The 13,769-nt window shown below is 67.7% G+C and carries 15 protein-coding genes; 6 read left to right on the top strand and 9 right to left on the bottom strand.

Translation table 11 applies throughout. The features are described 5' to 3' along the window. Positions 1-38: 38 nt before the first annotated feature. Genes arfB through pabB form a run of 3 tightly spaced genes read right to left on the bottom strand, consistent with a single transcriptional unit; the run spans position 39 to position 2,882 of the window. Positions 39-452 carry an alternative ribosome rescue aminoacyl-tRNA hydrolase ArfB gene (gene arfB, locus D4766_RS06450; RefSeq protein WP_120716711.1) on the bottom strand — a complete coding sequence of 138 codons (414 nt, stop codon included), beginning with the start codon at positions 450-452 and terminating at the stop codon, positions 39-41. Then, a complete protein-coding gene (locus D4766_RS06445; RefSeq protein WP_120716710.1) occupies positions 445-1,095 on the bottom strand; it encodes an RluA family pseudouridine synthase in 651 nt (216 codons plus the stop codon). The genes arfB and D4766_RS06445 overlap by 8 nt, the downstream gene beginning before the upstream one ends. Continuing rightward, entirely contained in the window at positions 1,092-2,882 is a 1,791-nt protein-coding gene (pabB, locus tag D4766_RS06440; RefSeq protein ID WP_120716709.1) for an aminodeoxychorismate synthase component I, read from the bottom strand. The genes D4766_RS06445 and pabB overlap by 4 nt, the downstream gene beginning before the upstream one ends. Before the next feature lie 104 nt (positions 2,883-2,986). On the opposite strand from pabB, the gene D4766_RS06435 reads away from it, so the two are divergent. From D4766_RS06435 to D4766_RS06415, 5 genes are all read left to right on the top strand, one after another. Beyond that, positions 2,987-4,561 (top strand): helicase HerA-like domain-containing protein, encoded by a 1,575-nt coding sequence (locus tag D4766_RS06435; protein ID WP_194955798.1) that lies wholly within the window; start codon positions 2,987-2,989, stop codon positions 4,559-4,561. Positions 4,562-4,798: 237 nt separating this feature from the next. After that, positions 4,799-5,380 (top strand): pyridoxamine 5'-phosphate oxidase family protein, encoded by a 582-nt coding sequence (locus D4766_RS06430; protein ID WP_120716707.1) that lies wholly within the window; start codon positions 4,799-4,801, stop codon positions 5,378-5,380. Between the two features lie 19 nt (positions 5,381-5,399). After that, positions 5,400-6,098, top strand: a complete 699-nt coding sequence (locus D4766_RS06425) for an endonuclease/exonuclease/phosphatase family protein (RefSeq protein WP_120716706.1) — start codon at positions 5,400-5,402, stop codon at positions 6,096-6,098. Between the two features lie 170 nt (positions 6,099-6,268). Next, positions 6,269-6,607, top strand: a complete 339-nt coding sequence (locus D4766_RS06420; protein ID WP_120716705.1) for a P-II family nitrogen regulator — start codon at positions 6,269-6,271, stop codon at positions 6,605-6,607. Between the two features lie 20 nt (positions 6,608-6,627). Beyond that, positions 6,628-8,010 (top strand): ammonium transporter, encoded by a 1,383-nt coding sequence (locus D4766_RS06415; RefSeq protein ID WP_120716704.1) that lies wholly within the window; start codon positions 6,628-6,630, stop codon positions 8,008-8,010. A 125-nt stretch (positions 8,011-8,135) separates the two neighbouring features. Here the strand turns inward: D4766_RS06415 and D4766_RS06410 are convergent, their stop codons facing one another. From D4766_RS06410 to D4766_RS06385, 6 genes are read right to left on the bottom strand one after another with little or no spacing between them, the layout of a single operon-like run. After that, positions 8,136-8,492 (bottom strand): YkvA family protein, encoded by a 357-nt coding sequence (locus D4766_RS06410; protein ID WP_234024918.1) that lies wholly within the window; start codon positions 8,490-8,492, stop codon positions 8,136-8,138. 1 nt (position 8,493) lies between these two features. Further along, the gene (locus tag D4766_RS06405; RefSeq protein WP_120716703.1) at positions 8,494-10,083 is read right to left on the bottom strand and encodes a GMC family oxidoreductase; all 1,590 of its coding nucleotides are present in this window, start codon (positions 10,081-10,083) and stop codon (positions 8,494-8,496) included. 24 nt (positions 10,084-10,107) lie between these two features. Further along, entirely contained in the window at positions 10,108-11,037 is a 930-nt protein-coding gene (locus D4766_RS06400; RefSeq protein WP_120716702.1) for a sterol desaturase family protein, read from the bottom strand. A gap of 7 nt (positions 11,038-11,044) precedes the next feature. Further along, positions 11,045-11,440 carry a hypothetical protein gene (locus D4766_RS06395; protein ID WP_120716701.1) on the bottom strand — a complete coding sequence of 132 codons (396 nt, stop codon included), beginning with the start codon at positions 11,438-11,440 and terminating at the stop codon, positions 11,045-11,047. Next, positions 11,437-11,874: a protein tyrosine phosphatase family protein gene (locus tag D4766_RS06390; protein ID WP_120716700.1), complete on the bottom strand. Its 438-nt coding sequence runs from the start codon at positions 11,872-11,874 to the stop codon at positions 11,437-11,439. The genes D4766_RS06395 and D4766_RS06390 overlap by 4 nt, the downstream gene beginning before the upstream one ends. Next, a complete protein-coding gene (locus D4766_RS06385; protein WP_120716699.1) occupies positions 11,871-12,674 on the bottom strand; it encodes a TerC family protein in 804 nt (267 codons plus the stop codon). The genes D4766_RS06390 and D4766_RS06385 overlap by 4 nt, the downstream gene beginning before the upstream one ends. Before the next feature lie 237 nt (positions 12,675-12,911). Between D4766_RS06385 and D4766_RS14150 the strand changes: the two genes are divergently transcribed. Continuing rightward, on the top strand, positions 12,912-13,760 hold the full coding sequence (locus tag D4766_RS14150; protein WP_120716698.1) for a cold-shock protein: 849 nt from the start codon (positions 12,912-12,914) through the stop codon (positions 13,758-13,760). Positions 13,761-13,769 lie beyond the last annotated feature (9 nt).

Here is a 13,769-nt window from a genome sequence, read left to right as displayed (position 1 = left end):
TCGAATCGGGGTGGAAAGTCAAGCCGCGCGGGTCCTGCTCACCACTCCACCTTGCCACGATTGGCCTTTACCGCGCCGCGGGTTTTCTTGGCCTTGATGCGCGCTTCCTTGCCGATCCGGTTGAGGCGGGTCTTGGCGCGCTTCGCAGGGGCATCGAACGCACCGCGCAGCAGCGCCTCCAGCCGCTCGCGCGCATCGGCGCGGTTGGCCTCTTGCGTCCGGAACCGGCGTGCGGTCAGCACGATCTCGCCGCCCGCGGTCATGCGGCTGCCGGCCGCGGTCTTCAGCCGTGCGAAGACCTGGGGCTGCAGGCGCAGCGCGAACACGTCGAGCCGCAGCTGGACCGCGGTCGCCACCTTGTTGACGTTCTGCCCGCCGGGGCCCGAAGCGGCGATGAAACTTTCGCCGGCGATCGACATGGCGCGGGCGACCGTTTCGTCCGCTTCATTCATGCGCGAAGCCCATCGCCGCAAAATCGGCGGGCAGCGGAGCATGGGCAACGATCGGCGGCTTACCCTCGCGCGGAACCTCCAGGCCGATCGCGTGAAGCATGGTGCGCGGGCCCGTGCGCTTGCTGCCATAGACGGGGTCGCCGGCCAGCGCCGCCCCGAATGCGCTCGCGGCATGAACGCGGATTTGGTGGGTGCGTCCGGTTTCGGGCCGGAACTCGACGAGGGTCAAGCCGCCGTGCGCCGCCAGCTTGCGCCAGTGGGTGACCGCCGGCTTGCCTTTCCTGGCCGGGATCATGCGCCAGCCCTTCTCCGCCGAGCTGATCTTGCTGAGCGAGAGTTCGATCGTTCCTTCGTCTTCTGAGACATCCCCGGCGACCAGGCCGATGTAGCGCTTGGCGACGACGCGTTCCTCGAATGCGCGGTTGAACCGGACGAGCGCTTTCGGATTGCGCGCAAGCAGCAGGCAGCCGCTGGTGTCGGTGTCGAGCCTGTGAACCGCGACCGGATCGCGCTGAAAACCCAGTCGCAGTTCGGCGAGATTATCCTCGAGCGAGCGCCCGCCCGCGCGCGGCCGCTCGATCGGCAGGCCCGCGGGCTTGTCGACGACCAGCGCCTCGCCGTCCTCGAACAGGATCGGGATCACGGTAGCAGCCTTGCCGGTACGAGGCCGCGCACGGCGTTGCCGAGCAGGAAGCCCCCTTCGAGGTCGTCCAGCGTCAGGTCGGTCTCGCGGGCCTTGCCGCCGTCGATCAGCGAGCGCCGCAGCACGCCCGGCAGGAGACCGAGGGAGGCCGGCGGGGTAAGCAAAACGCCGTCCCTCTCGACAAAGAGGTTTGCAGTCATGCCTTCGGTGACGCGCCCGTCGTCACGAACGAACAGCGCGGTATCGGCCCCTGTTTCGCGCGCGGCGTCGCTTCCTGCGTCGTAGAACCAGCGGTCGGACGTCTTGTGCGCAAGGCGCAGGTCGCCGGTATCGACGGGTATCGGCAGGGCGATGGCGGTCATGGCCGCTGGTATCTCGCCCAGAGGTTGCGCTTCCAGCGCGGTCACCCCGCTGCGCGCAAGGAACAGGCGAACCTTGGCGGGATCCTCCAGATCGAAGCACAGCGCCTGGATGCGGTTGCGCGCGGCATGACGGTCGAAGGCGAAACCGAGCGCCGCTGCACTCGCCTTCATGCGTTCGAGATGGAATTCGAGAAGCTCGATGCCTGTCTCGGGATCGAACTTCATCGCCTCGATCAGGTCGAACCCGGCGGCCGAGCGCCCGGCGAACCCCGCCTTGACGTTGGCCTCGCGCCATTCGGCGGCGGGTTCGCTGTCGGCCACGATCGCGCCGCCGACGCCGAGCATGGCGGACCCGTGCGCGTTCTCGATCTCGGTCAAGCGCAAGGTGCGGATGGCGACGTTGAAGGCCGCGTCGCCGCTGGGTTCGATCCGGCCGATCGCCCCGCAATAGGGCCCTCGCGCATCGCGCTCTACCGCGTCGATCAGCTGCATCGCGCGGATCTTGGGCGCGCCGGTGATCGATCCGCACGGGAACAGCGCCCGAACGAGGTCCATCGCGCCTTTCCCAGCGGCAAGGCGGGCGCGGACCGTCGTCGTCATGGTGTGGAGCGTGGGATAGGTCTCGACCGCGAACGGCGCCTCGACCCGCACGCTGCCCGGCTCGGCAACGCGCGACAGGTCGTTGCGCATGAGGTCGACGATCATCAGGTTCTCGGCCTTGTCCTTGGCGGACCCGGCGAGTTCCTCGGCATGGGCGGTATCCTGCGCCGCATCGCCGCCGCGAGGACGAGTGCCCTTCATCGGCTTCGCTTTGGCGTCTGGTCCCTTCAGGCTCACGAACAGTTCGGGCGACAGGCTGAGCAGCCAGTGCTGTCCGTCGAAGACCACCCCGCCGTAGCCGCTCTTCGCGTCGTTCCGCAGGGCCGCATAGAGCGCCAGCGGATCGCCCCGGTAGCTGCCCGCAAGGGGGAAGGTCAGGTTCGCCTGGTAGATGTCGCCCGCCCGGATCGCATCCTGCAGCGCGGCGAATGCTTCGGCGTACGCTCCCGGAGACACTTGCGGCACGAGCGGGCCGAGGCTGGCGGCGCCGCCCGCGCGTTCGGCTAGCCAACCGGCCACCTCGTCTGCCGCGATGGTGCGCGGATCGTCGAACAGGCCCAGCCATACGAGCGGTCCCGCCGCGCCGGTTCGCGCGTCGGCGCGTTCCGCCAGCCTGGGTTCGAGAGCGAGGCCCGCCTCGTAAGCGAGGAAGCCCGCCAGCGTACCGCCTTCGCGGCGGGCGGCATCGGCGGCGCCGAGCACCGCTGCCACGTCGGCGGCGCGGTGGGCAACGAAGGTCTGGCGGGGATTCTCGAACAGGTGTGCGTCCGCCGCGCCGCCGCCGCGCGCGTCGTCGAGCAGTACGAGAGGGGCGCGCCCGGCCATGCGAACCGCCTTAGCGCCTCGCGCTTCGCTGTCGAGGGCGCTTGACCGCCTGCGGCGCCCTGCCCACTAGATGCGGGGAGCGACGCAGCGGGAGTATGCGACACGTGGGCCAGATTTTCATCGGCCTCGCCGAGAGCGGCGAGAAGCAGTACCTCGAACTCGGCCGCGCCAATCGCCACGGCCTCGTCGCGGGGGCGACCGGCACCGGCAAGACGGTGACGTTGCAGGGGCTCGCGGAAAGCTTCTCCGCCGCGGGCGTGCCGGTGTTCCTCGCCGACGTGAAGGGCGACCTCAGCGGCATCGCGATGCCCGGCTCCCCCTCGTTCAAGCACGCCGCCGCGCTCGAACAGCGTGCGGTCGAGCTCGGGATGGACGACTACGGCTATAGCGACAATCCGACGGTGTTCTGGGACCTGTTCGGCGAACAGGGGCATCCCGTTCGCACGACGATTTCGGAAATGGGGCCGCTGCTCCTGGCCCGCCTGCTGGAACTGAACGAGACGCAGGAAGGCGTCCTCAACGTCGTCTTCCGTTTCGCCGACGAACAGGGACTGTTGCTGCTCGATCTCGGCGACCTGCAGGCGATGCTGGCCTACACCGCCGAACACGCGAAGGAACTGACCGCGAAGTACGGCAACGTCTCGCGCCAGACGATCGGAGTGATCCAACGCCAGCTCCTCAGTTTCGAGGCGCAAGGGGCGGACATGTTCTTCGGCGAACCCGCGTTGGAAATAGCCGATTTCATCCGGGTCGACGAGAAGGGGCGCGGAATGATCAACGTGCTCGCCGCCGAAAAGCTGATGCGCAGTCCCAAGCTCTACGCCACGTTCCTGCTCTGGCTGCTCGCCGAATTGTTCGAGGTGCTGCCCGAGGTAGGCGACCCCGACAAGCCGAAGCTCGTGTTCTTCTTCGACGAGGCGCATCTCCTGTTCGACGAGGCTCCCGATGCCCTGATGGACAAGGTCGAACAGGTCGTCCGCCTGATCCGTTCGAAGGGGGTGGGCGTCTACTTCGTCACGCAGAACCCGATCGACATTCCCGAGAAGGTCGCCGGGCAACTCGGCAACCGGGTGCAGCATGCCCTGCGCGCCTTCACCGCGCGCGATCAGAAGGCGATCCGGGCTGCGGCGGAGACCTTCCGCCTGAACCCCGGTCTCGACATCGAGCAGACCATCACCGAACTGAAGACGGGCGAGGCGCTCGTGTCCACGCTGATGGAGGACGGCGCGCCGTCGGTCGTCCAGCGCACGAAGATCAAGCCGCCGCGCAGCCGGCTCGGCCCGATCGACGCCAAGGAGCGCGCGATCATCCAGTCGGTTAGCCCGTGGGATGGCAAGTACGACACCGCGGTCGACCGCGAGAGCGCCGAGGAAGTCATCGCGCAGAAGGCTGCCGATGCGGCGGCCACTGCCGAAGAGGTCGAGGAGACCAGCCGCGCGGAAGTCGGCAAGCGCGAACGCAAGCATACCTCGATCTGGGGCAAGGCGGCGAAGCGCGCGACCGGGGCCGCGCTGGGTTCGGGCGCGTCGATCGCGGCGGGCGCGATCCTCGGCAAGAAATCGCGCGCCAGCCCGATGAAGACCGCCGCCAGCAGCGCCGCCGGCTCCATCGCGACCGATCTGGCCGGACCTTACGTGGGGCGCTTCGTGCGCAACCTCATCGGCGGGCTGATGCGCTAGGGCGTTCCCCCCGTCGCCACCACCTGCCGTGCTCTCCGCGCTTACTCGGCGGTCAGCCAGGCCTTCACTTCCGAGATCGTCCGCGGGCGGGTGATCGCACCGGCTAGCAACGCGACGCTCGCGAGAAGAAGTCCGCTGCGCATCATGTCGATCATCCCCCAACATGACCGGTCGGATCGCGAGGGCGCGATCCGCACGGTTGCTGCCGCACGCGCAGCGAGATAGGCTGATGGGACCATGGCGGAATTTTCGGAAGCGCTGAACGACAGGCACGTCGCCATGATCGAGGCGCAGCCGGTGTTCTTCGTCGCCACCGCCGCGGCCGATGCGCGGATCAATCTCAGCCCCAAGGGCCTCACCGATTCGCTGAAGGTCCTGTCGCCTACGCGTGTCGCCTATCTCGACCTCGCCGGATCGGGGAACGAAACCAACGCCCACCTGCTGGCGGACGGCCGGATCACGCTGATGGTCTGCAATTTCGAACAGCCGGCGCTGATCCTGCGGATTTACGGACGCGGGCGGCCGGTCCTGCCGATGGATCCGGATTGGGAGGGGCTGGCCGCGCATTTCACCTTGCTGCCCGGTACGCGCCAAATCTTCGACATCGCGGTCGAGAGCGTGCAGACCAGCTGCGGCTGGGGGGTGCCCCTGATGGAGTACGAAAAGGACCGCGCAACGCTGGTCAAGGCGCACGCGCAGGCGAACCCTGCGCAGTGGGAGGCGCTGGCGGCCACGCAAATAGCCAGCATCGACGGCTTGCCCGTGCGGGCGACCGATCGGTACATCTCCGGCGAACTTCCCGGGACCGCAGAGCGCTGACGGGCGTTCGGACCCGTACGTGCAGCTTACTTTCGCCAGCTACAACATCCACAAGGCCGTCGGCACCGACGGCAAGCGCGACCCCATGCGCATCCTCGCGGTCCTCCACGAGCTCGATGCCGATGTCGTCGCGTTGCAGGAATGCGACCGGCGCTTCGGCACACGCGCGAGCGTGATCGAGCGCGCCATGCTCGACGACAGCCCGTGGCGCGCGATGGCGGTGGCACGCCGGCCGTCGAGCATGGGGTGGCACGGCAATGCGCTGCTGGTGCGGCGCGGATTCGAGCATATCGAGGCGCATCCGGTCACGATCCCCACGCTGGAGCCGCGCGGCGCGGTGCGGGGCGATTTCTCGGTCGAAGGGAAACGGGTCCGCGCACTTGGGATGCATCTCGACCTGTCCGGACTTCGCCGCCGCGACCAGGTCCGCGCGATCCTGCGCCACGTCGATGATTGCGAACACGGCTGCCCGTCGGTTCTGCTCGGCGACTTCAACCAGTGGGGCGTGGGCACCGGCGCGATGCGCGAATTCGCCGCGGGCGGCTGGCAGTCGCTCGCGCCGGGCCGCAGTTTCCCCAGCCGGCAACCGGTGGCGCAGCTGGATCGCATCGTCGTCTCGCCAGAGTGGACGGTGCACGGCACCGGCGTTCACCACAGCGCGCTTGCCAACCAGGCTTCCGATCATCTGCCGGTCTGGGCGAAGCTCGAACTGCCCTGAATTGCGGCACATGCCCTGAAATTGGGCATCCGTATACGTGGTCAGCGCCCCGCGAGCGGGCTGCAATCCTTCAAGCCACTGAAATCGAACCACCGTCTCAGTCTGGCACGCGACTTGCTGCGTCTGCGAACGATACCGGTGGAACTCGGTGGGCAAACCTGGGGGGTTCGATGAAATTCATCATCGCCGTGATCAAACCGTTCAAACTCGACGAAGTGCGCGAGGCGTTGTCGGGCATCGGAATAGCCGGCATGACCGTGACCGAGGTCAAGGGATTCGGCCGCCAGAAGGGCCAGACCGAGATCTACCGCGGGGCTGAATACTCCACCAACATGCTGCCGAAGGTGAAGCTGGAGATCGCGGCGTCCGACGCCGTGGCGCCGCAGGTGGTCGAAACCATCCAGTCGGTCGCCCGGACAGAAGCGATCGGCGACGGCAAGATTTTCGTGCTCGACCTCGCTTCGGCGACCCGCATCCGCACCGGCGAGACCGGCGACACCGCGCTCTGATCTTCGAGGGGACAAGACAGATGATTCGCAAGACACTGACCGCCGCGCTCGTGACGGGGGGCTCGTTGCTCGCCGCGACCGCCGCTTTCGCGCAGGAGGCCGGGGCAACCGCGACCACCGCAGCCACCGACGCCGGTTCGCCGATCGCCGCGGCCACGGTCGAGACGGCCACCGCCGCGGTGGCCAATCCCGGCAACAATGCCTGGATGATGACATCCACGCTGCTGGTCCTCCTCATGATCCTGCCCGGGCTCGCGCTGTTCTACGGCGGCCTGACCCGGTCGAAGAACATGCTCAGCACGATGACCCAGGTCGGTGCCGCCGCCTGTCTCGCGATGCTGATCTGGGTGATCTACGGCTACGGCCTCGCGTTCGGACCGGAAGGCAACCAGTTCATCAGCTGGGGCAAGTTCTTCCTCGCCGGGGTCACGCCCGACAGTACCGCCGCCACCTTTTCCGACGAGGTAATAAGCGAATACGTCTTCATCAGCTTCCAGATGACCTTTGCCGCGATCACTGCGGGGCTGGTCCTCGGCGCGACGGTGGAGCGATTGAAGTTCTCGGCCGCGATGCTGTTCACGGCGATCTGGCTGACGATTGTCTACTTTCCCATCGCCCACATGGTCTGGGCGGGCGGCGGCCTGTTGTTCGACATGGGCGCGCTCGATTTCGCCGGCGGCACCGTGGTGCACATCAATGCCGGCGTCTCGGCGCTGGTGCTCGCGACCTTCCTCGGCAAGCGCAAGGGCTATCCCGCCGAACCGATGCCGCCGCACAGCCTCACGCTGACGCTGGTGGGCGCGGGCCTGCTGTGGGTGGGCTGGTTCGGCTTCAACGCCGGATCCGCGCTGGAGGCGGACGGCAGCGCGGGCCTCGCCATGATCAACACCTTCGTCGCCACGGCGGCGGGTGCGCTGGCCTGGATGCTGATGGAGCGCTTTGCCGGCCACAAAGGCTCGGCGCTGGGCTTTGCCTCGGGCCTCATCGCCGGCCTCGTCGCAGTGACGCCGGCAGCCGGCAACAGCGGACCGTTCGGTGCGATCGTGCTGGGCATCATCGCTTCGATCGTCGCCTACTTCGCGGTCGCCAAGATGAAGGCGAAGCTGGGCTACGACGATGCGCTCGACGTGTTCGGCATCCATGGCGTCGCGGGTATCGTCGGCGCGATCGGCACCGGCATCGTCTACCAGCCGGTGTTCGGCGGGCCGGGCGATGGCTCGACCGCGATGGGGGCGCAGGTCGTGACCCAGATCATCGCGGTGGCCGTCGCCGTCGTGTGGGCCGGCATCGGCACCGCCGTCACCGCCTTCGCCGTCAAGATGCTCACCGGCCTCCGGGTGTCTAACGAGGTCGAGTATGACGGCCTCGACATCGGCGAGCACGGAGAGCGCGCCTACAACTAGAAATTACCGAAATTGGCGGAGCCGGGGTCTCCTCTCCTATCCCCGGCTTCGCCAACCGATGTTCCTCCTGCGAACACCGACTCGAACGGACCGGAAGCCACCGCGCTTCCGGTCCCTTTTTCTTGTCAGCGCGTGATCAGCCAGGCGGCACCGGCAAGCGCGATGGCCCAAACCGCGACGACGACCACGGCGGCCGTGCGGGATGTGGGACGCTCGGCCAGCGCGGCAGCCTCGGCGCAGTAGGCCGCGACGAGCGGCGGGGGAATGAGCTTCAGGACGGCCCACACTCCGAGCGGGACGATCAGCAAGTCGTCGAGCAGCCCGAGCACCGGGATGAAATCCGGGATGAGGTCGACCGGGCTGAACGCATAGGCCGCGACCGCTCCCGCCAGCATCTTGGCAGCAAGCGGCGTGCGCGGATCGCGTGCGGCGACCCACAGTGTCAGCGCCTCGCGTTTCAGCGCCTTGGCCCGGTCCTTCAAGCTAAGCAGCCAGTGCGGCCTTCACGAATTCGGCGCAGCGCTCGCCAATCATGATGCTCGGGGCGTTGGTGTTGCCGCTCACGAGCCGCGGCATCACGCTGGCGTCGGCGATCCACAGGCCGTCGACGGCGCGGGCCTTGAGCGTGGGGTCGACCACGCTGTCCGCATCGCCGCCCATCCGGCAGGTGCCGACGGGGTGATAGACGGTGTCCGCCCGGCTGCGGATCAGATCGTCGAGCGCCCGGTCGTCGGACATGTGGACCGGATAGCGGTCGCGCGGCGCGTAATCGGACATCGGCGGCGATTCGACGATCCGATGCGACAGGCGCACTCCGGCCCGCAAAACTTCCATGTCGCGCTCGTCGGTGAGGAAGGCCGGATCGATCGCGGGGGCCGCCCGCGCGTCGCCGCTCGCCAGCCGCACGGTACCGCGGCTTTCCGGGCGCAGGACGCAGGCGTGCAGCGAGAACCCGTGCCCCTTCACCTTGGTGCGCCCGTGATCTTCCAGCATGGCGGGGACGAAGTGCCACTGCACGTCGGGCGCGGGCGCGTCCGGCATGACTTTCCAGAACCCGCCGGCCTCGGCGAACGGCGTGGTCATTACGCCCGTGCGGGTGCGTCGATGCTCGACGATGGCTTTCACCATGCGCCAGTTTCCGGCCATGCTGTCGCCGAAGAAGTCGTTGCTGGTCGTCTGCCAGCTCGAAACGTAATCCGGATGATCCTGCAGGTCGCTGCCGACCGCCGGCACGTCGGCCACGACATCGATGCCGTGATCCTTCAGGTGCGCGGCCGGGCCGATGCCGCTGAGCATCAGGGTCTGCGGGCTGCCGAAAGCGCCGCCCGACAGGACGACGCCGCCGCGCGCGCGCAAGGTCTCGCGGCCCCGGCCGCTCATGACCTGGACGCCGGTCACCCGGCCGTCCTCGATCACCAGTTTTTCCACCGTGGTGCTGGTGCGCAGCGCGAAGTTCGGCTTGCCGCGGGCAGGCTCGACATAGGCTCGACCGGCGGACCAGCGTTCGCCCTTGTACTGGGTGACCTGGTACAGGCCGAAGCCCTCCTGCTTTTCGCCGTTGAAGTCCTCGTTCACCGGGAGCTGCAGCGATGCGGCGGCCTCCACAAAGGCGCGGCTGCCGGGGTTGGTCCAGCGCTGGTCGCTGACGTGGAGCGGACCGTCCGCGCCGTGCCAAGCATCGCCGCCGCGTTCGTTGTCCTCGGCGCGTTTGAAATAGGGGAGGACATCGTCGTAGCCCCATCCATCGCAGCCCAGCGCGGCCCAGTTGTCGTAGTCCCAGCGGTTGCCGCGAATATAGATCATCGCGTTGATCGCGCTCGATCCGCCGAGGCCGCGCCCGCGCGGCTGGTAGCCGGTGCGTCCTTTCAGGCCGGCCTGCGGCACCGTTTCGAACCGGTAGTTGGAGGCGCCGGGAATGAACGGCATGAAGCCGGGGGTCTTGACCCTGACCGTGTCGTTGCTGCCGCCCGTTTCGATCAGGCAGACGGTGCGCGAGGGATCCTCCGCCAGGCGGCCCGCGACCGCGCTGCCCCCGCTGCCGCCGCCGATCACGATCACGTCGAATTCGTCCACGAACCTCTCCTTTTGAAAAGGAGGTTAGGCAGGCCCGCCCGTGTCCGCAATCGGGTTTTCTGTCGCAACCCGTTTGCGCCGCTCTTCCCAGCGGGCGCGGATGGTGCCGCTGGTCTCGCGGCTGCCGTCGTGGCTCCAGCCAGGCTCACGCACGAGGTAGCCCAGCTTGTGCCGCCACGGCGCCGAGCGCACGTCGCGCGCGATACCCACCCATTCGTGGAAGACCGACCAGACGAGGTTGAACGTGCCGAGCTGGCGCACGATGCCGTAGCGGATGCGCTCTTCCTCGGGGCGTTCCTCCTCGAACGTACCGAACAATCGGTCCCAGACGATGAACACGCCCGCGTAATTGCGGTCGAGGTAGCGCGGGTTGGTCGCGTGGTGGACCCGGTGGTGGCTCGGCGTGTTCATCACCGCCTCGAACCAGCGCGGCATCTTGCCGATCGCCTCGGTATGGATCCAGAACTGATAGATGAGGTTGAAACCGCCGCACACAGCGATCATCACCGGGTGGAACCCGAGGAGGACGAGCGGCAGCTTGAACGCGAAGCCGAGCGTCAGGAACCCGGTCCAGGTCTGCCGCAGCGCCGTGCTGAGGTTGTAATGTTGGCTGGAATGGTGGTTCACATGGCTCGCCCAGAACCAGCGGACCCGGTGCCCGAAGCGGTGGATCCAGTAGTACGCGAGATCGTCGAGCACGAAGCACAGGATCCACGCCCACCATGCCCAGCCGATGTCGAACAGCCGAAACTGCCACGTCCACAGGAACAGCGCGAGGAACAGGCCGCCTGTCAGCAGGCCGGCCACCGTGCTCCCCAGTCCGAACGCCAGGCTGGTGAGAGTATCGCGCGGCTCGTACGCCTCGCGCCGCATCTTGCGGGCCCATAGCATCTCGACCAGCACCAGCAGGACGAAGCCGGGCACGGCATAGTCGATGGGCGAGAAGTCAGGCATGACGGCCCTATACCGCGTTCAGCCGCTCGGCCCAAACCCCGGCATCGGTACCGAGGTCGAGAGCGACTTCGCCGAACCGCCGGTCGCCTGTATCGACGGTCAGAGTGCCGGCAGTCCTTTCGACGCGGGCAGGGCGGTCGAGCAGCCGCGAGGCGAAGTGGCTGCCGTGCCGGCGCAGCACGATGATCCGCCCTTCGCCGTCGCGAGCCAGCGCGGAGAGACCGTCCCGGCCGATCGCGATGTCGACCGGATCGAAGCCGTGCAGGGCTTCGTCGACGAGATCGCGAAGGTGCGCTTCGTCGCGGATGCGCGCATCGCCGCCGAGGCCGAGCTTCAGCGCGATCCAGGCCAGCGCGAAGATCGCGATCAGCGAGCCGCCGAACTGGACGAGCTTGCCGGTCACCGCTCTCCGGCGGCCAAGGCGTCCATCGCCGCGCGCACCGGGGTAAGGTCGTATCCCGCCTGCGCGGCCGCCCGCGCGAGGTCTTCGGGATCGGCGCCGCGCATGGCTTCGGCCAGCGCCCACAACAGGGTCGAGCGGGTGCCGGAGCGGCAGTAGGCGAGGACGGGGCCCTCCGCCCCCGCGAGCGCATCGGCCATCGCCTGCACTTGCGGCATGGAGAAACCCGCATGGGTGACGGGGATCGCGACGTAGCCGAGCCCGGCCCCGCGCGCCGCGGCTTCGATCGCGGCGCCGGTCAGCTGCCCCGGCTCCTCGTCGTCGGGCCGGTTGTTGACGATCAGCGCCACACCCATCGCCTGCGCCGTCGACACGTCCGCGACGGCAATCTGCGGACTTGCGAACACCGTCTCGGTGAGCTTGCGAAAATCGCTCATTCGGGGATGGCCTTCTTGCCCTCGCGGCGACGACGCTGGACGATGTTGAGGATTTCGACCCCGACCGAGAAGCCCATCGCGGCATAGATGTAGCCCTTGGGTACATGGAAGCCGAACCCATCGGCGATCAGCACGAGGCCGATCATCACGAGGAATGCCAGCGCCAGCATCACCAGCGTCGGATTGCGCTCGATGAACTTAGCCAAGGGATCGGCGGCGACCATCATGATGCCCACGGTGATGACCACCGCGGCGACCATGATCGGCACTTCGTCGGTCATGCCGACGGCCGTCAGGATCGAATCGACCGAGAACACGAGATCGATGGCGATGATCTGGGCGATGACGGCGCCGAAGGTCGCCTTCGCCGCCTCGGCCACGCCCGGGGTCTTGTCGAGCAGGTCGCCCGAGTGATCCTCGGGCTCCATCGAATGGTGGATTTCCTTGGTCGCCTTCCACAACAGGAACAGGCCGCCCGCCAGCAGGATCAGGTCGCGTCCGGAGAATGCGGTCTCGAAGCTGGGCTCGCCGTACAGAGTGGGGCTTCCCACTATGCCGAGGTCGAACAGCGGCTGGGTCAGCGTTACGAGCCAGCCGATCAGCATGAGGAGGCCGATCCGCATGATGAGCGCCAGCGAGAGGCCGATGCGCCGCGCCTTGGACTGCTGTTCGGGCGGCAGCTTGTTCGACAGGATCGCGATGAAGATGAGGTTGTCGATGCCGAGGACGACCTCGAGCGCGATGAGGGTCAGGAGGGCGAGCCAGGCGGCCGGATCCGACAGGAGGGCAACGATGTCCATGGACCGCGCAATGCCGCCGAAGCAGGCTGCTGACAAGAAGAACCGAAGCCGTTTGACGCCCGCATTTTCGGGCTTGACTTAAATCGTTCGCAACATGGGAGGTTCTGGGCTATGAACCCGGTATGACTCGGGGGAGCGGATGGCGGGGAAGCCGTCCGGCCCCTACCGGCGTGCCCCGCCCGCACGCCGCGCTTTGTTTTTGAGGGCGGCGTGCGGAACGAAGGTTCGAAGTAGAATATGGGTTACGACAGAGGGAAGCGTCGCGGCGGCAGGGACAAGCGCGACGGATTTGGTGAAGACAGCTTCGATCCGTTCGGCGGCGGCGGCGATCGCGGTGGCTTCGGCGGCGACCGCGGCGGTTTCGGCGGCGGTGATCGCGGCGGCTACGGTGGTGGCGGCGGCGGTTACGGCGGCGGCGGCGGTGGTGGCTACCGCGGCGGCGGTGGCGGCTTCGGCGGCGGCGGCGGCGGCGGTGGTTTCCGCAGCGGCGGCGGCGGTGGTGGTGGCGGCGGCTTCGGCGGCGGCAACCGGATGCCCCCGCAGGTCGTCGGCACCGGCAAGGGCACCGTCAAGTTCTTCAACAGCCAGAAAGGCTTCGGCTTCGTCGCCCAGGAAGGCGGCGGCGAGGATGTGTTCGTTCACATCTCCGCGGTCGAACGTGCGGGCCTCTCGGGCCTTGGCGAAGGGCAGGAACTGGAATTCAACCTCGTCGATCGCGGCGGCAAGATTTCCGCTCAGGATCTCCAGATCGTCGGCGACGTGGTGCCGGTATCGGAACGTGCCCCCCGCGAAGATCGCGGCGGCGACCGCGGCGATCGTGGCGGTTTCGGCGGCGCGGACCGTGGTCCGCCGCGGCGCGAACTGACCGGCGAAAAGGCGACCGGCACGGTGAAGTTCTTCAACGCGATGAAGGGCTTCGGCTTCCTCGTTCGCGACGACGGCCAGCCCGATGCATTCGTGCATATCAGCGCGGTCGAGCGGTCTGGTCTGTCGGCCCTCAACGAAGGCGAGCGCTACGAGTTCGACCTCGAGGTCGATCGACGAGGCAAGCATTCGGCAGTCAACCTCGTTCCGGTCAGCGAATGAGGTGAGCCC

This window comes from Tsuneonella amylolytica (assembly GCF_003626915.1).
GTDB classification, from domain to species: domain Bacteria; phylum Pseudomonadota; class Alphaproteobacteria; order Sphingomonadales; family Sphingomonadaceae; genus Tsuneonella; species Tsuneonella amylolytica.
Note: the sequence above shows the minus strand (reverse complement) of the source record. Positions and strands in the feature narration are given on the sequence as shown.

What these genes read in the sequence shown, in the direction of transcription:
- D4766_RS06415 (WP_120716704.1), top strand. Translation starts at nt 6,628, where the DNA reads ATGATTCGCAAGACACTGACCGCCGCGCTCGTGACGGGGGGCTCGTTG.
- arfB (WP_120716711.1), bottom strand. Translation starts at nt 452, where the DNA reads ATGAATGAAGCGGACGAAACGGTCGCCCGCGCCATGTCGATCGCCGGC.
- D4766_RS06420 (WP_120716705.1), top strand. Translation starts at nt 6,269, where the DNA reads ATGAAATTCATCATCGCCGTGATCAAACCGTTCAAACTCGACGAAGTG.
- pabB (WP_120716709.1), bottom strand. Translation starts at nt 2,882, where the DNA reads ATGGCCGGGCGCGCCCCTCTCGTACTGCTCGACGACGCGCGCGGCGGC.
- D4766_RS06400 (WP_120716702.1), bottom strand. Translation starts at nt 11,037, where the DNA reads ATGCCTGACTTCTCGCCCATCGACTATGCCGTGCCCGGCTTCGTCCTG.
- D4766_RS06430 (WP_120716707.1), top strand. Translation starts at nt 4,799, where the DNA reads ATGGCGGAATTTTCGGAAGCGCTGAACGACAGGCACGTCGCCATGATC.
- D4766_RS06390 (WP_120716700.1), bottom strand. Translation starts at nt 11,874, where the DNA reads ATGAGCGATTTTCGCAAGCTCACCGAGACGGTGTTCGCAAGTCCGCAG.
- D4766_RS06385 (WP_120716699.1), bottom strand. Translation starts at nt 12,674, where the DNA reads ATGGACATCGTTGCCCTCCTGTCGGATCCGGCCGCCTGGCTCGCCCTC.
- D4766_RS14150 (WP_120716698.1), top strand. Translation starts at nt 12,912, where the DNA reads ATGGGTTACGACAGAGGGAAGCGTCGCGGCGGCAGGGACAAGCGCGAC.